The sequence below is a fragment of the Enterobacter sp. 22466 genome (assembly GCF_052044775.1).
Classification (GTDB): domain Bacteria; phylum Pseudomonadota; class Gammaproteobacteria; order Enterobacterales; family Enterobacteriaceae; genus Enterobacter; species Enterobacter dissolvens.
In genome coordinates this window covers 135,432-154,482 of record NZ_JBQENX010000002.1, presented here as the reverse complement: position 1 = coordinate 154,482, position 19,051 = coordinate 135,432, and the positions used below count along the sequence as shown (strand labels likewise).

The following is a 19,051-nucleotide window of genomic DNA, read 5'->3' as shown; positions in this document are numbered from 1 at the left end:
GTAACGGTTTTATATACCGTTTGGTGATTTACAAGCAGAAAAGGGAATAAGGGTGCGGCCTGTTGCCCTCACCCCAACCCTCTCCCGGAGGGAGAGGGAGAAAGGGAATTACAGCGCCAGCAGACGCTCAATGGATGGTGCGAAGTAGTAGCCGCCGGTGACCGGTTTGGTGAAGCGCAGCATGGCGTCACGCTTACCGTCGGTATCGCCGAACATGCTCAGCAACTGTTGCTCAATATTGTACAGACGCGCGCAGTAGGCACAGAAGTAGAGGCCATGCGTTCCGCTTGCGGTGCCATACGGCAGGCTCTGGCGAACAATCTTCAGCCCTTTACCGTCTTCCTTGAGGTCAACGCGGCTCAGGTGCGAGGTCACCGGGCGTTCGTCGCCGTCGATCTCTTCGTTGGCCTCTTTGGTACGGCCAATCATCATCTCCTGGTCCTGCACACTCATGCGGTTAAGCTGCTTAAGGTTATGCTCCCAGCGCTGAACAAATACGTAGCTGCCGCCTGCGTCCACACCGTCCTTGATGACCGCCACTTCACGGCGCGTCTCTTCACCTGCCGGGTTTTCTGTCCCGTCGACAAAGCCGCTCAGGTCACGCTCTTCCACCCAGCGGAAACCGTGGACTTCTTCCTGAACGTCAATGCTGTCACCAAACGCCGCTACCGCCGCCTTGGCAACGGAGAAGTTTACGTCGTGGCGCAGAGAGAGAATATGGATCAACACGTCGTACTGGGTTGCCGGTGCCAGGCCTTTACCGTAAGGGATAAAGTCTTTTAACTCTTCCGCCCCTTCGCCACCGCTCAGCTGACGCCAGACGTTATTGCCAAAGGCCACCACAGCACCCAGATGGGCATCCGGGAATTTGGCCTGGAAGGTGGCCAGTTTATCCACAAACGCTTTACTGGCCGCACGCAGGGCATCCACATCCCCTTTCACATTGGCTTCAATCCAAATCGCCGCGCGGCAATGTTCTGGCAAAATGCCACTCTGAACCTGAGACATCGCTCCTCCTGAAATAAAGATGCCACGACAACGTGGCATTGATGGCGGGTATTATACCCGGATTTCAGCGAGACGGATTGTTCAGGCGCAAATTACTGCTGCCAGAGTATTTTGCTCACTTTCCAGTTTTTCAGCGTGTCGTCAGACGGCATTAACCCTTCCGGGCCGCTCCAGGTTCCGGTAAAGAGGTAGCTGATGTGCTGGCTGTCCGGCGCTTTACATTGCACCGTCACACCATCGTCTGAAGGCGCGCTGGCACAGTTGCCGAAAGCCTGTTTATACAGATCGCTAAACGGCGTGCCAACCTTCACGCCGCTCGCTGTCGGGATGGCATCATCCAGCACGGCAATACGGTTTACCGTGCCTTTATCGCCGTTAATCACCAGCGCCAGTTTGTCCCCCTTCAGCGCTTCGAAGTAACGCACGATAGTGCCGTTTTCAGTTTTCATGCCGCTGCGCAGACGATAGTCGCTGCTCAGGGCCGCCTGAAGCGCGTCCTGATCCAGCGCCGTCGCGGCGGTAATGTTGCCCACGCCCTGCTCGGTCAGTTCCAGTGAAGAGCCAAACCAGTTCCACGGATAAGCGGCCGACCAGTTAATGGAGGAGAGCGTTGAACAGCCGGTTAACGCCAGCGGGAGAGCGCATAAAAGTAAACGCAGCGATTTCATTGAAACGTCCTTACGTGTTAAATCAACGCTTGTTGGAGTGCAGCATCGGCAAAAAGTGCCGCGTTAATCTGACTCATGCGTAAAACAGGCGCGTAAGCGGGGGTTAGTCAGCAGCCACAGCAGCGCCACGATATCGGCCACCACCAGCGCAATGCCGATGCCCGTAAGCGGTTCACCATACCACCAGAGCACAGGCTGCCAGCAGAGCAGCGCAATCTGGGCCAGGATCAGCAGCCAGCGAAGCGCACGCCAAAGCCGTGGGATCGCCTGTCGTCGGCCGCTGCACAAAAACGTCACCACCGCCGGTACGCCCGGTAACAGGCCGAGCCAAAAGGCGTCGTGATCGGGATAAAAGAGCGTCAGTAATGTATCGCCCTGCCCGCGGGACGCGGCGGCCATGACAAACAGCACCCAGGTGCGGGCCTGCAGCAACAGTACGCACCAGAATAAGAAAGGCAGCCTGACACGCCCCTGCGCGTCGTAATCTGCCGGGTGGATCTCAATACTCTTCATCTTCGATCAGACGCTTACCTAAGCTCAGCACGTCAGCGTGTTCATAGCCCAGACGTTCATACATGCCCAGCACCACGTCGTTATCTTCGCGCACCATGATCTGAATTTTAGGGCAACCGCGAGCGATCAGTTTTTTCTCAAGACGATTGAGCAGCGCGTTGGCAATGCCGCGCCCCCGGTATTCCGGGTGAACGCCCAGATAATAAGCAGAGCCGCGATGGCCGTCATAACCGCCCATCACCGTGCCCACCACTTCGCCGTTCACTTCCGCCACCAGAAACAGACTGACGTCGTGATTTAGCTTACGCTCAATGTCCATCTCTGGATCGTTCCACGGACGCAGCAAATCGCAGCGCTCCCAAAGGGTAATGACCTCTTCGAAATCTTCCTGGCGAAAAACGCGTATCTCCATGGTATTAACCGCCTTTTCGGGTTTAAAAACAGTGATTATGGCGCGAAGCGTGCATTTAGCCAATAACCGGGGAAAATCTCACCAAAATTTGGCATAATGTCACTTTGTCACGTATTGAAATGAAAAGTAAAACAATTCTCAATAAGGACTGTCGTAACGCTAAACGCGATACGATATAACACCAGGACCGCAATTTTTACTATTCAGGCCGCATGAGCACATTCAAACCATTAAAAGCACTCACATCGCGTCGTCAGGTTCTCAAAGCGGGGCTGGCGGCCTTAACGTTAACGGGCATCGCACAGCAGGCTCAGGCAAAAGAAGAGAGCACGCTTAAAACCAGTAACGGACACAGCAAACCCAAAGCCAAAAAACCGGGCGCGAAGCGTCTGGTGATGCTCGACCCGGGCCACGGCGGTATTGATACCGGAGCCATTGGCAAAAACGGTTCGAAAGAAAAACATGTTGTACTGGCGATTGCAAAAAATGTGCGATCGATTTTACGCAGCAACGGCATTGACGCCCGTCTGACGCGCACGGGCGATACCTTTATTCCGCTGTATGACCGCGTGGAGATTGCCCACCAGCACGGGGCCGATCTGTTTATGTCCATTCACGCGGACGGCTTTACCAACCCGTCGGCGGCGGGTGCGTCAGTGTTCGCCCTCTCCAACCGTGGGGCCAGTAGCGCCATGGCAAAATACCTCTCGGACCGTGAAAACCGCGCGGATGAGGTAGCCGGAAAAAAAGCGACCGACAAAGATCATCTGTTACAGCAGGTGCTGTTTGACCTTGTGCAGACGGACACCATTAAAAACAGCCTGACGCTCGGCTCGCACATCCTGAAGAAGATTAAGCCGGTGCATCGCCTGCACAGCAGGAGTACCGAGCAGGCAGCGTTTGTGGTGCTGAAGTCACCGTCAATTCCCTCCGTACTGGTCGAAACCTCTTTTATTACCAACCCGGAGGAAGAACGTCTGCTCGGCACCACGGCGTTTCGCCAGAAGATCGCCAGTGCCATCGCCTCCGGCATTATCAGTTACTTTAACTGGTTCGATAATCAAAAAGCGCACTCCAGGAAACGTTGATGAAACCGAATGCAAAGCGGGTCAAATCCTTCCTGCTGCAGTTGCAGGATGAGATTTGCCAGAAACTGGCCGCCGTAGACGGCGGTGACTTTCAGGAAGATAACTGGCAGCGCGAAGCCGGTGGCGGTGGGCGTAGCCGCGTATTGCGAAACGGCGGTATCTTCGAACAGGCTGGCGTCAATTTCTCTCATGTTCACGGTGATGCGATGCCTGCCTCTGCGACGGCGCATCGTCCTGAACTGGCGGGCCGGAGCTTCGAAGCAATGGGCGTTTCGCTGGTGGTACACCCGCACAACCCGTTTGTCCCGACCAGCCACGCCAACGTGCGTTTTTTCATCGCGGAAAAACCGGGGGCCGATCCGGTCTGGTGGTTCGGGGGCGGTTTCGACATGACCCCCTACTACGGCTTTGAAGAGGATGCCGTGCACTGGCACACCACCGCGCGCGACCTCTGCCTGCCGTTTGGCGAAGACGTTTACCCGAAATACAAAAAGTGGTGCGACGACTACTTTTACTTAAAACACCGCGACGAACAGCGCGGTATTGGCGGGCTGTTCTTTGACGATCTGAACACGCCTGATTTTGATACCGCGTTCAGCTTTATGCGCGCGGTGGGCGAAGGCTATACCGACGCCTATCTGCCCATTGTTGAACGGCGTAAAAACACCGACTACGGTGTGCGTGAACGCGAGTTCCAGCTTTACCGTCGCGGGCGCTACGTGGAGTTCAACCTGGTGTGGGATCGCGGAACGCTGTTTGGCCTGCAGACCGGCGGGCGCACAGAGTCGATTCTGATGTCGATGCCGCCGCTGGTGCGCTGGGAGTACTGCTACGCGCCAAAAGAAGGCAGCCCGGAGGCTGCCCTGAGTGAGTTTATTCAGGTTCGGGACTGGGTTTAACCCCCCTCACCCCGGCCCTCTCCCTTAGGGAGAGGGCAATAAATCACAGCGGCTGCGTCTGCGCCTCCACTACCGCCAGCGCCACCATGTTCACGATACGGCGTACAGAGGCAATCGGCGTTAACACATGCACCGGTTTCGCCACCCCCATCAGCACCGGCCCTACGGTCACCCCTTCAGAGCTGGAGACGCGCAGCAGGTTGTAGCTGATACGCGCCGCTTCCACGTTTGGCATAATCAGGATATTCGCTGAGCCTTTCAGCGGGCTGTCCGGCATACGTTCATTGCGGATACTCTCCACCAGTGCAGCGTCGCCGTGCATCTCACCGTCAATCATCAGCTCCGGCGCGCGCTCGCGAACCAGCTCCAGCGTCTGACGCATTTTGCACGCCGCCGCAGATTTAGAGGAGCCGAAGTTAGAGTGCGACAGCAGCGCCACCTTCGGTTCGATACCAAAGCGACGCACGGTTTCGGCCGCCATCACGGTGATTTCCGCCAGCTCGTCCGGGGTTGGATCGTCGTTGACGTAGGTATCGGCGATAAAGGTGTTACCGCTTGGCAGCAGCAGCGCGTTCATCGCCCCGGCCGTGTGCACACCGTCGCGATAGCCGAAGATCTCCTGCACCACGCTGAAATGCTCGTGGTAATCACCGATGGTGCCGCAGATCAGCGCATCCGCCTCGCCGCGATGAACCATGATTGCGCCAATCACCGTGGTGTTGCTGATTACCGCACGCTGCGCCTGCTCCTGAGTGATCCCGCGACGCTTCATGATCGCGTAGTATTCGCTCCAGTACTCTTTAAAGCGCGGGTCGGATTCGTTATTCACGATCTCAAAATCAACACCCGGTTTGATCTGCAGGCCCAGTTTCTGGATACGCATTTCAATAACGCTCGGGCGGCCAATCAGGATCGGCTTCGCCAGCCCTAAGGTGATCAGCTCCTGCGTGGCGTGCAGCACGCGCGCCTCTTCCCCTTCCGCCAGCACCACCCGCTTCGCATCGGTACGCGCCTGAGAGAAGATCGGCTTCATAAACAGGTTGGTTTTGTAGACAAACTCGGTGAGCTTATCCACGTAAGCATCGAAATCAGTAATAGGTCGCGTTGCCACGCCGGAGTCCATTGCCGCTTTCGCGACCGCTGGCGCGATTTTGACAATCAGACGCGGGTCGAACGGTTTTGGAATGATGTAGTCCGGGCCAAAGCTCAGATCCTGATCGCCATAGGCTGAAGCGACCACTTCGCTCTGCTCGGCATGGGCCAGCTCCGCAATGGCGTGCACCGCCGCCAGCTTCATCTCTTCGTTGATGGCCGTCGCGCCTACGTCCAGCGCCCCACGGAAGATGAACGGGAAGCAGAGCACGTTGTTCACCTGGTTCGGATAGTCGGAGCGACCGGTACAGATGATGGCATCTTCACGCACCGCTTTCGCCAGCGGCGGCAGGATTTCCGGCTCGGGGTTCGCCAGCGCCAGAATCATTGGCGCACGCGCCATCTTCTTCACCATCTCCTGGGTCAGCACTTTCGGGCCTGAACAGCCCAGGAAGATATCCGCGCCGTCAATGACCTCCTCAAGCGTACGCTTGCCGTCGTCGTCCACCGCGTAGGCTGCTTTGGTTTCCGCCATGTTCGGTTCGCGGTCTTTGTAGATCACCCCTTTGGAGTCGCAGACCACGATGTTGTGTTTCTGCATCCCGAGCGCCACCAGCAGGTTCATACAGGCAATGGCCGCCGCACCCGCGCCGGAGACTACCATGCGCACGTCAGAGAGATTTTTCTCCACCACGCGCAGGCCGTTAAGAATGGCGGCAGTGCTGATGATCGCCGTCCCGTGCTGGTCATCATGGAACACGGGAATGTTCATACGTTCACGCAGTTTCTGCTCAATGTAGAAACATTCCGGCGCTTTGATGTCTTCGAGGTTAATCCCGCCAAAGGTCGGCTCCAGCGCCGCCACGACGTTGATGAATTTATCGGGATCGTGTTCGTCCACTTCGATATCAAACACGTCGATACCGGCGAATTTCTTGAACAGAACGCCCTTCCCTTCCATCACAGGCTTACCGGCCAGCGCACCAATGTTGCCCAGGCCCAGCACCGCCGTACCGTTAGAGATCACGGCGACCAGGTTGCCGCGCGCGGTATATTTGTAGGCGGCCAGCGGATCTTTTTCAATTTCGAGACACGGTGCCGCCACGCCCGGCGAGTAGGCCAGCGCCAGGTCGCGCTGGGTTGCCAGCGGTTTTGTCGGGGAAACCTGGATTTTACCCGGGACAGGAAACTCATGAAAATCAAGGGCACTCTGTTTTAACTGATCGTCCATCTTGTTATTCCTTTTACGTATCGGTCAGATAGTATCGCCGCAGGCTGCCGCATAAACTTTGAAGGCTGCCAAACTCTCACCATCACACATTAAAAATTGTTATCAATTTATAACAGCCATGTTACCCGTCTCAAAAGCAATGCCTCCCCCGTCTGCTATGCTTTTTTGTTAAGTCCATCATGATTTTTCCAGAAGTGTGAACTAACGCACTCGTCTAACGCTTTTATTTTCAAGGAGTCATGACTTATGAACCAACTTGACGGCATCAAACAATTCACTACCGTGGTTGCAGACAGCGGCGATATCGAGTCGATTCGGCACTACCAGCCTGAAGACGCAACCACCAACCCGTCGCTGCTGCTCAAAGCGGCAGGACTTGCCCATTTCAGTCACCTGATTGATGACGCCATTGCCTATGGCAAACAGCGCGGTAAAACCCAGGAACAACAGGTTGCCGAAGCCAGTGACAAGCTGGCGGTTAATTTCGGTGCGGAAATTCTGAAAAGCATCCCGGGGCGCGTCTCCACCGAAGTCGACGCCCGCCTCTCCTTCGATAAAGAGAAGAGCATCAATAAAGCCCGCCGCCTCGTCGAACTCTACCAGGAGCAGGGGATCGACAAATCACGCATTTTGATTAAGCTCGCCTCCACCTGGGAAGGCATCCGCGCGGCAGAAGTACTGGAGAAAGAGGGGATCCACTGCAACCTGACGCTGCTGTTCTCATTTGCGCAGGCACGCGCCTGTGCCGAAGCGGGCGTATTCCTGATCTCACCGTTCGTCGGGCGCATCTACGACTGGTATCAGGCAAAACAGCCGATGGATCCGTACGTGGTGGAGGAAGACCCGGGCGTGAAGTCAGTACGTAATATTTACGACTACTACAAACAGCACCGCTACGAGACTATCGTCATGGGGGCCAGCTTCCGCCGTACCGAGCAGATCCTGGCGTTGGCAGGGTGTGACCGCCTGACCATCTCCCCTGACCTGCTGAAAAAGCTGCAGGAGAGCGACGAAACGGTGATCCGTAAGCTGGTGCCCACATCCACCGTATTACCCAAACCGAAAGCCATGACCGAAGCGGAATTCCGCTGGGAGCACAATCAGGACCCCATGGCCGTGGAAAAACTGGCGGACGGCATCCGCCAGTTCGCTGTCGACCAGCGCAAACTTGAAGATCTTCTCGCCGCCAAACTTTAACCTTGCTACGGAGTGAACTATGTCCCGTAAAGAGTTAGCCAATGCCATTCGCGCCCTCAGCATGGATGCCGTGCAAAAAGCCAATTCCGGCCACCCTGGCGCACCAATGGGCATGGCAGATATTGCCGAAGTGTTGTGGAATGATTTCCTGAAGCACACCCCTAACGACCCCACCTGGTACGATCGCGACCGTTTTATTCTCTCTAACGGCCACGCGTCGATGCTGCTCTACAGTCTGCTGCATTTGTCGGGCTACGATCTGCCGCTCGAAGAGCTGAAAAACTTCCGCCAGCTGCACTCGAAAACCCCCGGCCACCCGGAGATTGGCTATACGCCAGGGGTGGAAACCACTACCGGGCCGCTGGGACAGGGCTTAGCCAACGCCGTTGGGCTGGCCATTGCGGAACGCACGCTCGGCGCGCAGTTTAACCAGCCGGGCCATGACATCGTCGATCACTACACGTACGTCTTTATGGGAGACGGCTGTCTGATGGAGGGGATCTCCCATGAAGTCTGTTCGCTGGCGGGCACGCTGGGACTGGGCAAGCTGATTGGCTTCTATGACCACAACGGCATCTCCATAGACGGGGAAACCGAGGGCTGGTTTACCGACGACACGGCAAAACGGTTTGAGGCCTACCACTGGCATGTGGTGCATGAAATTGACGGCCACGATCCCGAGGCGGTGAAAAAAGCGATTCAGGAAGCGCAGAGCGTGAAGGACAAACCGTCGCTGATTATCTGCCGCACGGTTATCGGCTTTGGCTCGCCAAACAAGGCAGGTAAAGAAGAGGCACACGGGGCGGCGCTGGGTGATGAAGAAGTTGCGCTGACCCGGCAGAAACTGGGCTGGAAATATCCGCCGTTCGAAATTCCGAAAGAGATTTACCGCGCCTGGGATGCCCGTGAAGAGGGTGAAAAGGCCCAGCACGCCTGGAACGAGAAATTTGCCGCCTACAAACAGGCCTACCCGGAGCTGGCGGCCGAGTTCACCCGCCGCATGAGCGGAGGTCTACCGGAGGACTGGGAAGAGAAAACGCAGGCGCTGATTGAAAACCTGCAATCCAACCCGGCCAAAATCGCCACCCGTAAGGCGTCGCAAAACACCCTGAATGCGATTGGCCCAATCCTCCCTGAACTGCTGGGCGGCTCGGCGGATCTGGCCCCGAGCAACCTGACCATCTGGTCTGGCTCGACATCGCTGAAAGAGAATATCGCCGGAAACTATATTCACTATGGCGTACGCGAGTTCGGGATGACCGCCATTGCCAACGGCATCGCCCATCACGGAGGATTTGTCCCCTACACCGCCACCTTCCTGATGTTTGTGGAATACGCCCGTAACGCCGCGCGCATGGCGGCCCTGATGAAAGCGCGACAGATTATGGTGTATACCCATGACTCCATCGGGCTTGGGGAAGACGGCCCCACTCACCAGGCGGTTGAACAACTGGCGAGCCTGCGCCTGACACCAAACTTCAGCACCTGGCGTCCGTGCGATCAGGTCGAGGCCGCGGTGGGCTGGAAGCTGGCGGTAGAGCGCCATAATGGACCGACGGCGCTGATCCTGTCGCGTCAGAACCTGGCGCAGATTGAGCGCACGCCGGAGCAGGTAAAAAACATTGCCCGCGGCGGCTACATTCTGAAGGACAGCGGCGGCAAGCCAGATGTGATCCTGATTGCCACCGGTTCCGAGGTGGAGATCACCGTCAAAGCGGCAGAGAAACTGACTGCCGAAGGTCACGCGGTGCGCGTGGTTTCCCTGCCCTCAACCGACATCTTTGACGCACAGGATGAGGCGTATCGGGAATCGGTCCTGCCATCCAGCGTGACGGCCCGCGTGGCGGTTGAGGCAGGTATTGCCGACTACTGGTACAAGTATGTCGGGCTGAAAGGAGCCATTGTTGGCATGCGGGGATACGGTGAATCGGCGCCGGCCGACAAACTGTTCCCGTATTTCGGCTTTACCGTTGAGAACGTCGTTGAGAAGGCGTTAAGCGTACTTTAGTGCGGCCTGCGTGCCCGGTAAGCGTAACCGCCACCCGGCAAAACTAGCGTGTGATCCACAACGTGGGCCAGGCATCTGGCCCATTCCAGTTATCGCAGCTGGGCTCCTCGGCATAACGCACCAGACGGAAGCGCTGGCCGTCAAAACGCCAGCGCGTCTGGATCCCGCAGTCGGCAATCCCCCGTCCTAACGCCAGGGTGGTCAACTCACGCGTTTTCTCATCGAATCGGGCGTTCATTAACTCCATTTCACTGCTGCCGCTGGATGGCGTAAACGGCAGGCGCAGCCTGACGCTACGGGAAGAGAACGGTTTTTTACGTGACACCAGCCAGGCCAGATCGACGGTGTTATAGGCCCCCGCTTCGCAACTGACGATCAGCAGCGCTTTGTCATCAGTGAGCGCGGTAACACGCACTTCCCGCCGGTTGGGATCGAGCGAGCACTGGCTGTTATTCATCCGCCAGGTACCGTAGTCCAGCAGGTCGTTGAGTTCGGCATGGGAGAGCGGTGTCGGGGTAGGATTCACGACCGCCACCTTTTTCAGGGCCGGTGCGGGCGGTACGCTTAACGGCGGATCGTCACCTTTTTTAATCCAGGCGGTTTCGCTGCCGACACGCTTTTGCTGAGCATCGATAAACAACAGCGCCGCCTTCAGGCCGCTCAGGGAGATCGCCTGCTTGCCATCACGCAGGGTTAGCGCTTTCCCTTCCTGGATATGCTTGAGAAATGCGGTGATGGTCGCGGCATCGTCCGTTTTCAGATGCCATGGCGTTAACTGCCAGTGCTGACGGTCCAGCGTGACTGGCACGCCATCCAGCAGCAGGCGCGGCGCAATAGCAGGCTCTTTGACGGAAGGGGCTGAAAGGCCGCCGAGATCGAGACGCAGCGAGGCATCGGTTTTCGCCCCGGCGCTACGGCTAAGCGTCATCACCAGATCGCGGTGTTCACCCGTGTTGCGTGCCAGGCAAAAATTCTGGTTATTACAGGTCACCTGCCAGTCTGAGAATGATTGCTGGGCAGGTGCAGCCCACACCAACGGTGCGGGGAGCACGCAAATCAGGAAAAGAATAAAAACGCAGTAGCGCATGAATGGCACAGTCCCGGAACGAAAACGCTTAACTGGGCAGTATCTTCGTGTTCCCGCCGGGGTTGCTCAATCGGATTTATCGGATAGATTTATCCGAAAAACAAACTACACACGTTCGAAAGAGGGAGCCATCAGCCCGGTTGTTTGTAAATACTGCAGTAATATTACAGCCTTACCATCTTTAATTTCCCCGGAACGGATCATCTCCAGCGCCCGGACAAACGGTAACTCCAGCACCTCGATATCTTCATCTTCCACGCCACCGCCCTGATGGATACGATGCGCATCGCTGTATTCGGCGATAAAGAAATGGACGATTTCCGTCACGCCGCCGGGTGACATAAACAGTTCGAAAACTTTTTTAACCTCACCCACTTCAAAGCCCGTCTCCTCGATGGCTTCTTTGCGGATACAGACTTCCGGCTCATCGTCATCCAGCAGACCAGCGCAGGTTTCAATCAGCCGTCCGTCCGGATTGCCATTGACCCATGTCGCTACCCTGAACTGGCGGATCAGCACCACGCTCTGCTTTTCACGATTATAAAGCAGAATGGTTGCCCCATTGCCGCGGTCGTAAACCTCACGTTTGTGGCGGATCACGTCCCCGTTATTACGCGTTAAATCATAGGTGATGTTACGCAGGACAAAGTAATTATCAGAAAGGATTTTGTCTTTGATAACGTCAATTTTCAGGGTCATACGGGCTCCACGACACAATGAGTCTGCCTATATTACGCCGTGAACCCCGCTTTGTCGCCCACCCGATTTAATGCGTTTTTGACGCGCTGACGCCCAGCCAGTCGAGGATACCCTGCGCGGCATGTCGCCCTTCCGCCATGGCGGTGACCACTAAATCCGCGCCGCGTACGGCGTCACCGCCTGCGAAAATTTGCGGGTTAGAGGTCTGATAGCGATAGCGGCTCTCCACCGAGGCAATAATTCGCCCCCAGTTATCCGTCTCAACGCCCTGCGCCTGCAGCCACGGCATCTCGTGCGGATTGAAACCAAATGCCATGATCACCGCATCCGCAGGCATCACAAACTCGCTGCCCGCTATCGGTACCGGCCGACGACGCCCCTGCGCATCCGCTTCGCCGAGTTCGGTACGCAGCATGCGAATGCCGTTGACCTGCCCGTCTGGTGCCAGGGTTAACTCCACGGGCTGAACGTTAAATTCAAACGCGGCGCCCTCTTCCTTCGCATTCTTCACCTCTTTTTTCGAGCCCGGCATATTGGCTTCATCCCGGCGGTAGGCACAGGTTACCTTCGCCGCACCGTGACGTAACGCGGTGCGGACACAGTCCATGGCGGTATCGCCCCCGCCGAGCACTACCACGTTCAGCCCCCGGGTGTCGATAAACGGCGCTTTGGTTGTCGCCTCAAGCCCCATCACGTGGCGGGTGTTTGCCACCAGGAAAGGTAACGCGTCATAGACGCCGGGCGCATCTTCATGCGCAATACCCGCTTTCATGGAACGATAGGTTCCCACGCCAATAAACAGGGCGTCGTATTCGCGTTGCAGCTGCGACATCGGCACATCCTGTCCGACGTCGCAGTTCAGCACGAACTGGATCCCCATGGCTGTGAATATCTCCCTGCGCCGCGCAAGCAGCGATTTATCGAGCTTAAAGGCCGGGATACCAAACGTCAGCAAGCCGCCGATTTCCGGGTTCCGGTCATAGACCGTGACGCTCACGCCGCTGCGCGCCAGCACATCGGCACAGGCGAGCCCCGCAGGCCCCGCACCGATCACCGCCACACGTTTATCAACCGGCGTCACGCCGCTCAGATCCGGCTTCCAGCCCATCGCCAGCGCCTGGTCAGAGATATAGCGCTCGATGTTGCCAATGGTGACCGCGCCCGAGACATCACGCACGGTGCAGGCGCCTTCACATAATCGGTCCTGCGGACAGACGCGGCCGGTAATTTCAGGTAAACAGTTGGTCTGGTGTGAAAGCTCAACCGCCCCGGCGATATCCCCCGCTTTAACGCGTTCAATCCACTGGGGGATATGGTTATGCAACGGACAGGTCCATTCACAAATGCTGCGTTCGCCGCACTTCAGGCAGCGCGACGCCTCACGCGCGGCCTGCTCTGCCCGAAACGGCAGGTAGATCTCCTGAAAATGGCTGACACGTGCATTCGCGGCGAGTTTATCCGGCTCCCCGCGTGGCGGTGTGTTTCTCATCTGCTCAAGCCGGGTACGCGGCAGGTCAGGCCTGACCGCCTCGTCGTGCCAGGGCTGCGCGTCCTGACGGGCGGTGCGCTGGCGGCGGGTTTTCGCCAGGTGATTCAGCACGGCGGGCGTCGCCAGGGTAAGCACCTGTGCCGGACAATTTTCGATGCAGGCCGGGCCCTGTGGGCGCGTGCGGCAAAGATCGCATTTATGTGCCGAGGCTTTCACCTTGCCCTTGTCGAGAGGCGTAACAACGATCTCCATCGTGCCGAACGGACAGGCGACCACGCAGGCTTTACAGCCAATGCATTTTTGTTGATTCACCTGTACGCTGTCATCGGATTTGCTGATGGCCCCGTTCGGGCAGCTCTGCGCGCAGGGCGCGTTTTCGCAATGGTGACAGGTTACAGGCGTGCTCTTCGCGCCAGATTTCAGGACAGAAATGCGGGGATGAAAATGGCGCTCGCTCAGCACATGTTGTTCATCGTTGTGCGCCATCACGCAGGCCACTTCGCAGGCACGACACCCTATACACTGCTGGCTGTTGGCCATAATAAAACGATTCATAACGACACCTGTTTTTGGTTCAATAACCTTATTCTTTATAGGAATAGTGTATTTACCCACGGCGGCGCTATCAGGCAATGTACAAATGCCCAGGAAGCCGAACTATCTCCAGTGAACCTGTGGCAGATCAATTTTTTTCAGGAAGCTGTTCTGTGACCGTTAAACGACCCGTTTCCGGAAGCCTGGCCCGGGCTTTCATTTCCATTATTGTGCTGTCCGTTCTGACCAGCACCGTTGCGCTGTTGACGCTCGCCAGCAGCCAGCGCGACGCAGAAGCCATTAACATTGCTGGTTCACTGCGTATGCAGAGCTATCGTCTGGGTTATGAGATGCAGCGCAACAGCGACGCTCTTGCGGCGCACCGCGAAAACTGGCAGCAGACGCTGGGCGCCCCTGCGCTACAAAAGCTGAACCGCTGGTACGTGCCGGACGATGTTAAAGCGCGCTATCAGCAGCTGCATCTGGCGTGGCAGGAGATGGATAACCGCATCGCTCGCGGCGATATCGGGTGGTATCAGGCCCACATTGAAGACTTTGTCGGCCGGATTGACGCCTTTGTGCTCGCCCTTCAGCACTACACCGAACATAAAATCCGCGCGGTGATCCTCATCTCCCTGGCGGGCGGGACAGGCATCCTGTTACTGACGATCTTCACCCTGCGACGCATCCGCCGCCAGGTGGTGTTACCGCTGAATAATCTGGTGGCGGCCAGCGAGCGCATTGAACGGGGGCAATTCGATACGCCTGCACCGGATACCGCGCTGCCGAACGAGCTGGGTCAGTTATCCCGGGCGTTCAATCATATGTCGGGGGAATTGCACACGCTTTATCGCTCGCTTGAACACTCCGTGGCGGAAAAGACGCGGCATTTGAATGAGGCGCACCAGCAGCTGGAGATGCTGTTTAAATGTTCTCAGGCACTGAATACCGGCCAGATAGACAGCCACTGTTTCCGGCATATTTTGCAGATAGTGCATGAGTACACGCAGATGAACTACCTGGAGTTGCGCACCAGCGACGACTGGCGGCTCAGCGAAGGTACAGAGTCGAATGAAATCCCCCTGCAAACGCTACCCGTGCTGATGCAGGATACCCTGTACGGTGAATTGCGCTGGCAAAGCGAGACGGGCAACGTTCCCCTGCCGCTGATGAAAAGCGTGGCGACGATGCTCGGGCGCGGGCTTTACTTCAACCAGGCGCAAAAGCACTACCAGCAGCTGCTGCTGATGGAAGAGCGCGCGACGATCGCCCGCGAGCTGCATGATTCGCTGGCGCAGGTGCTGTCCTATTTACGGATCCAGCTGGCGCTGCTTAAACGCGCCATCCCGCAGGAAAATGCCCCGGCGCAGACCATCATCACCGACTTTTCCCGCGAGCTTAACAACGCCTGGCATCAGCTGCGCGAGCTGCTTACCACCTTCCGCCTGACGCTTAACCACGCCAACCTGCCAGCGGCCTTACAGGAATCACTGGACGGACTGCAAAGCCAGACGCAGGCGAAGCTGCACCTCGACTGCCGTCTCTCCTCGCTGGCGCTGGACGCCCAGAAACAGGTGCATTTACTGCAAATCGTGCGTGAAGCGGTGTTGAATGCAATTAAACACGCTCAGGCCAGCGAAATCACCGTCAGTTGCGTGACGTCTGCTGACGGCACTCACAGCGTCAGCATCCGCGATAACGGTATCGGGATTGGCGAGGCCAGCGAGCCGCCGGGACATTACGGGCTCAATATTATGCGCGAACGCGCGGCGCGACTCGGTGGAACGCTGCACTTTTCCCGGCCGCAAAACGGCGGGACGCTGGTGAGCGTGACCTTCCCGACAGGCGGTACCGACAGGTAAATTACGGTAAAAGGGGAGGCGCAGAGAAAAGCGCATGATAATTTACACTATCTCCTTTATTTCTCCACGTTTGGTCTTCGTCTTGCCGCTAAAGTGATGCGGGCAATAAACAATAATGACGTGCAGCAAAACGAGGTCTCTTTTTCATGGCGAATTTTTTTATCGATCGCCCCATTTTTGCCTGGGTACTTGCCATTCTGTTGTGTCTGACAGGTGTCCTGGCCATTACTTCACTTCCTGTTGAGCAATATCCCGACCTGGCACCGCCAAACGTGCGCGTTACGGCAAACTACCCCGGTGCTTCAGCACAAACGCTGGAAAATACCGTCACGCAGGTTATCGAGCAGAACATGACGGGTCTGGATAACCTGATGTACATGTCCTCGCAGAGTAGCGCCACCGGCCAGGCGACCGTCACCCTGAGCTTTACCGCCGGTACGGACCCGGACGAAGCCGTGCAGCAGGTGCAAAACCAGCTGCAGTCGGCGATGCGTAAACTGCCTCAGGCGGTGCAGAATCAGGGGGTTACCGTGCGTAAAACCGGTGACACCAACATCCTGACTATTGCGTTTGTCTCCACCGACGGCTCCATGGATAAGCAGGACATTGCCGACTACGTCGCCAGTAATATTCAGGATCCCCTCAGCCGTATTAACGGCGTCGGTGATATCGACGCTTACGGCTCTCAGTATTCCATGCGTATCTGGCTTGATCCGAACAAGCTGAACAGCTTCCAGATGACGGCCACCGACGTGACGGATGCCATTAAATCCCAGAATGCCCAGATTGCCGTGGGGCAACTGGGGGGAACGCCTTCCGTCGATAAGCAAGCGTTGAATGCCACCATTAACTCACAGTCGCTGCTTCAGACCCCGGAGCAGTTTCGCAACATTACCCTGAGGGTCAATCAGGATGGCTCGGAGGTCCGCCTGGGCGACGTTGCCACGGTGGAAATGGGGGCTGAGAAATATGATTATCTCAGCCGCTTTAACGGTAATCCGGCCTCCGGTCTGGGGGTTAAACTGGCCTCGGGTGCCAATGAAATGGCCACCGCGCAGCTGGTGCTGGATCGTCTGGATGAGCTGTCGCACTATTTTCCCCACGGGCTGGAATACAAAGTCGCCTACGAAACCACCTCCTTCGTTAAAGCCTCTATTGAAGATGTGGTGAAAACGCTGCTGGAAGCGATCGCGCTGGTCTTCCTGGTCATGTACCTGTTCCTGCAAAACTTCCGCGCAACGCTGATCCCGACCATTGCCGTTCCCGTGGTGCTGCTGGGTACCTTCGCGGTGCTTTACGCGTTTGGTTACAGCATCAACACCCTGACGATGTTTGCGATGGTGCTGGCGATTGGCCTGCTGGTGGACGATGCCATCGTGGTGGTCGAAAACGTCGAGCGCATCATGAGCGAGGAAGGGCTTTCCCCGCGTCAGGCCACGCGTAAATCGATGGGACAAATTCAGGGGGCGCTGGTCGGCATCGCGATGGTGCTCTCGGCGGTCTTTATCCCGATGGCGTTTTTCGGCGGCACAACCGGTGCTATTTACCGTCAGTTCTCAATCACCATCGTCTCCGCAATGGTGTTGTCGGTGCTGGTGGCCCTGATCCTCACGCCAGCCCTCTGCGCCACCCTCCTCAAACCGCTGCACAAAGGGGAACAGCACGGTCAGAAAGGCTTCTTTGGCTGGTTTAACCGCATGTTCAACCGCAATGCCGCGCGTTATGAATCCGCCGTCGGCAAGGTGCTGCACCGCAGCCTGCGCTGGATGATGATTTACGTTGTGCTGCTTGGCGGTATGGTGTGGCTGTTCCTGCATCTGCCTACCTCTTTCCTGCCGCAGGAAGACCGGGGGATGTTCATCACTTCAGTGCAGCTCCCGAGCGGGTCAACGCAGCAGCAAACGCTGAAGGTAGTTCAGAAGGTGGAGCAGTACTTCTTCACCAAAGAGAAAGATAACGTGGTGTCGGTCTTCTCCACCGTCGGCTCCGGCCCGGGCGGGAACGGGCAGAACGTTGCGCGTATGTTTGTGCGCCTGAAAGACTGGGACGCGCGCGATACGAAAACGGGTACCTCGTTTGCCATTATCGAACGCGCGACCAAAGCCTTCTCCCGTATCAAAGAGGCTCGCGTTTTTGCCAGCAGCCCACCGGCCATCAGCGGTCTCGGCAGTTCTGCCGGGTTTGACATGGAGTTGCAGGACCATGCCGGTGCGGGCCACGCTGCGCTGATGGCGGCACGCGACAAGCTGTTAGAGCTGGCCGGTAAAGATCCGGGGCTGACCCGCGTTCGTCACAATGGTCTGGATGACAGCCCGCAACTGCAGGTGGATATTGATCAGCGTAAGGCGCAGGCGCTGGGCGTTTCCATCGACGACATCAACGACACCCTGCAAACGGCGTGGGGTTCAAGCTATGTGAATGACTTTATGGATCGCGGTCGCGTTAAAAAAGTGTATGTGCAATCCGCCGCGCCATACCGCATGCTGCCAGACGATATTAACCGCTGGTATGTCCGCAACAATGCGGGCGGCATGGTGCCGTTCTCCGCCTTCGCCTCCTCGCACTGGGAGAGCGGTTCTCCGCGTCTGGAGCGCTATAACGGCTATTCCGCCGTTGAGATCGTCGGTGAAGCCGCGCCGGGCGTCAGTACCGGTACGGCGATGGACACCATGGAAAAGCTGGTGCAACAGCTGCCCGCTGGCTTTGGTCTGCAGTGGACGGCCATGTCTTATCAGGAGCGGCTCTCCGGGGCGCAGGCTCCCGCGCTTTACGCGCTGTCGCTACTGGTGGTCTTCCTCTGTCTTGCGGCGCTGTATGAAAGCTGGTCAGTCCCGTTCTCGGTCATGCTGGTGGTGCCGCTTGGCGTGATCGGCGCGCTGCTCGCCACCTGGATGCGCGGTCTGGAGAACGACGTTTACTTCCAGGTGGGGCTGCTCACCGTGATTGGGTTGTCGGCGAAAAACGCCATCCTGATTGTTGAGTTTGCCAATGAGATGAATGCCAAAGGCCATGAGCTGATGGCTTCCACGCTGCATGCCTGCCGTCAGCGCTTGCGTCCGATCCTGATGACCTCGCTGGCGTTTGTCTTCGGGGTGTTACCGATGGCAACCAGCTCAGGTGCAGGCTCCAGCAGCCAGCATGCGGTAGGTACAGGCGTCATGGGAGGAATGATTTCAGCCACGATCCTGGCCATTTATTTTGTGCCGCTGTTCTTCGTGCTGGTGCGTCGCCGCTTCCCGCTCAAGGAACGGCCTGAATAAGATA

General features: G+C 57.2%; 14 protein-coding genes. 6 read left to right on the top strand and 8 right to left on the bottom strand.

The window, feature by feature from the left end:
• Positions 1-108: 108 nt before the first annotated feature.
• The 4 genes from ACTJJI_RS07375 to ACTJJI_RS07360 form a co-directional block, all read right to left on the bottom strand.
• Complete coding sequence (locus ACTJJI_RS07375; RefSeq protein WP_440653572.1) at positions 109-1,008, bottom strand: Dyp-type peroxidase; 900 nt, start codon at positions 1,006-1,008, stop codon at positions 109-111.
• 92 nt (positions 1,009-1,100) lie between these two features.
• Entirely contained in the window at positions 1,101-1,676 is a 576-nt protein-coding gene (locus tag ACTJJI_RS07370) for an RpoE-regulated lipoprotein (RefSeq protein WP_440653571.1), read from the bottom strand.
• A gap of 63 nt (positions 1,677-1,739) precedes the next feature.
• The gene (locus ACTJJI_RS07365; protein ID WP_014832841.1) at positions 1,740-2,189 is read right to left on the bottom strand and encodes a DUF2919 domain-containing protein; all 450 of its coding nucleotides are present in this window, start codon (positions 2,187-2,189) and stop codon (positions 1,740-1,742) included.
• Positions 2,176-2,601 (bottom strand): GNAT family acetyltransferase, encoded by a 426-nt coding sequence (locus ACTJJI_RS07360; RefSeq protein WP_014832842.1) that lies wholly within the window; start codon positions 2,599-2,601, stop codon positions 2,176-2,178. The genes ACTJJI_RS07365 and ACTJJI_RS07360 overlap by 14 nt, the downstream gene beginning before the upstream one ends.
• Before the next feature lie 212 nt (positions 2,602-2,813).
• Between ACTJJI_RS07360 and amiA the strand changes: the two genes are divergently transcribed.
• Positions 2,814-3,689, top strand: a complete 876-nt coding sequence (gene amiA, locus ACTJJI_RS07355; RefSeq protein WP_014832843.1) for an N-acetylmuramoyl-L-alanine amidase AmiA — start codon at positions 2,814-2,816, stop codon at positions 3,687-3,689.
• Positions 3,689-4,588 (top strand): oxygen-dependent coproporphyrinogen oxidase, encoded by a 900-nt coding sequence (hemF, locus tag ACTJJI_RS07350; protein WP_047361155.1) that lies wholly within the window; start codon positions 3,689-3,691, stop codon positions 4,586-4,588. Before amiA ends, hemF begins: the two co-directional genes overlap by 1 nt.
• Before the next feature lie 43 nt (positions 4,589-4,631).
• Here hemF and maeB read toward each other — a convergent pair whose 3' ends face one another.
• Positions 4,632-6,911: an NADP-dependent oxaloacetate-decarboxylating malate dehydrogenase gene (gene maeB, locus ACTJJI_RS07345; RefSeq protein WP_014832845.1), complete on the bottom strand. Its 2,280-nt coding sequence runs from the start codon at positions 6,909-6,911 to the stop codon at positions 4,632-4,634.
• Positions 6,912-7,157: 246 nt separating this feature from the next.
• Between maeB and tal the strand changes: the two genes are divergently transcribed.
• Both tal and tkt read left to right on the top strand, forming a co-directional pair.
• Positions 7,158-8,108 carry a transaldolase gene (tal, locus tag ACTJJI_RS07340; protein ID WP_014832846.1) on the top strand — a complete coding sequence of 317 codons (951 nt, stop codon included), beginning with the start codon at positions 7,158-7,160 and terminating at the stop codon, positions 8,106-8,108.
• Positions 8,109-8,127: 19 nt separating this feature from the next.
• Positions 8,128-10,116 (top strand): transketolase, encoded by a 1,989-nt coding sequence (tkt, locus tag ACTJJI_RS07335; RefSeq protein WP_440653570.1) that lies wholly within the window; start codon positions 8,128-8,130, stop codon positions 10,114-10,116.
• A gap of 43 nt (positions 10,117-10,159) precedes the next feature.
• Here the strand turns inward: tkt and ACTJJI_RS07330 are convergent, their stop codons facing one another.
• The 3 genes from ACTJJI_RS07330 to aegA all read right to left on the bottom strand — a co-directional run bounded on the left by ACTJJI_RS07330 (position 10,160) and on the right by aegA (position 13,946).
• Positions 10,160-11,203: a DUF1176 domain-containing protein gene (locus tag ACTJJI_RS07330; protein WP_014832848.1), complete on the bottom strand. Its 1,044-nt coding sequence runs from the start codon at positions 11,201-11,203 to the stop codon at positions 10,160-10,162.
• A 105-nt stretch (positions 11,204-11,308) separates the two neighbouring features.
• Positions 11,309-11,902, bottom strand: a complete 594-nt coding sequence (nudK, locus tag ACTJJI_RS07325) for a GDP-mannose pyrophosphatase NudK (protein WP_014832849.1) — start codon at positions 11,900-11,902, stop codon at positions 11,309-11,311.
• Positions 11,903-11,969: 67 nt separating this feature from the next.
• On the bottom strand, positions 11,970-13,946 hold the full coding sequence (gene aegA / locus ACTJJI_RS07320) for a formate-dependent uric acid utilization protein AegA (RefSeq protein WP_440653569.1): 1,977 nt from the start codon (positions 13,944-13,946) through the stop codon (positions 11,970-11,972).
• A 152-nt stretch (positions 13,947-14,098) separates the two neighbouring features.
• On the opposite strand from aegA, the gene narQ reads away from it, so the two are divergent.
• The gene (gene narQ, locus ACTJJI_RS07315) at positions 14,099-15,787 is read left to right on the top strand and encodes a nitrate/nitrite two-component system sensor histidine kinase NarQ (RefSeq protein WP_323282278.1); all 1,689 of its coding nucleotides are present in this window, start codon (positions 14,099-14,101) and stop codon (positions 15,785-15,787) included.
• A gap of 146 nt (positions 15,788-15,933) precedes the next feature.
• Entirely contained in the window at positions 15,934-19,047 is a 3,114-nt protein-coding gene (gene acrD, locus ACTJJI_RS07310) for a multidrug efflux RND transporter permease AcrD (RefSeq protein ID WP_063424878.1), read from the top strand.
• Positions 19,048-19,051: the final 4 nt, after the last annotated feature.

Coding starts and splice junctions, on each gene's coding strand:
- ACTJJI_RS07360 (WP_014832842.1), bottom strand. CDS start 2,601: ATGGAGATACGCGTTTTTCGCCAGGAAGATTTCGAAGAGGTCATTACC.
- nudK (WP_014832849.1), bottom strand. CDS start 11,902: ATGACCCTGAAAATTGACGTTATCAAAGACAAAATCCTTTCTGATAAT.
- maeB (WP_014832845.1), bottom strand. CDS start 6,911: ATGGACGATCAGTTAAAACAGAGTGCCCTTGATTTTCATGAGTTTCCT.
- amiA (WP_014832843.1), top strand. CDS start 2,814: ATGAGCACATTCAAACCATTAAAAGCACTCACATCGCGTCGTCAGGTT.
- ACTJJI_RS07370 (WP_440653571.1), bottom strand. CDS start 1,676: ATGAAATCGCTGCGTTTACTTTTATGCGCTCTCCCGCTGGCGTTAACC.
- tal (WP_014832846.1), top strand. CDS start 7,158: ATGAACCAACTTGACGGCATCAAACAATTCACTACCGTGGTTGCAGAC.
- ACTJJI_RS07365 (WP_014832841.1), bottom strand. CDS start 2,189: ATGAAGAGTATTGAGATCCACCCGGCAGATTACGACGCGCAGGGGCGT.
- ACTJJI_RS07330 (WP_014832848.1), bottom strand. CDS start 11,203: ATGCGCTACTGCGTTTTTATTCTTTTCCTGATTTGCGTGCTCCCCGCA.
- hemF (WP_047361155.1), top strand. CDS start 3,689: ATGAAACCGAATGCAAAGCGGGTCAAATCCTTCCTGCTGCAGTTGCAG.
- tkt (WP_440653570.1), top strand. CDS start 8,128: ATGTCCCGTAAAGAGTTAGCCAATGCCATTCGCGCCCTCAGCATGGAT.
- aegA (WP_440653569.1), bottom strand. CDS start 13,946: ATGAATCGTTTTATTATGGCCAACAGCCAGCAGTGTATAGGGTGTCGT.
- ACTJJI_RS07375 (WP_440653572.1), bottom strand. CDS start 1,008: ATGTCTCAGGTTCAGAGTGGCATTTTGCCAGAACATTGCCGCGCGGCG.
- acrD (WP_063424878.1), top strand. CDS start 15,934: ATGGCGAATTTTTTTATCGATCGCCCCATTTTTGCCTGGGTACTTGCC.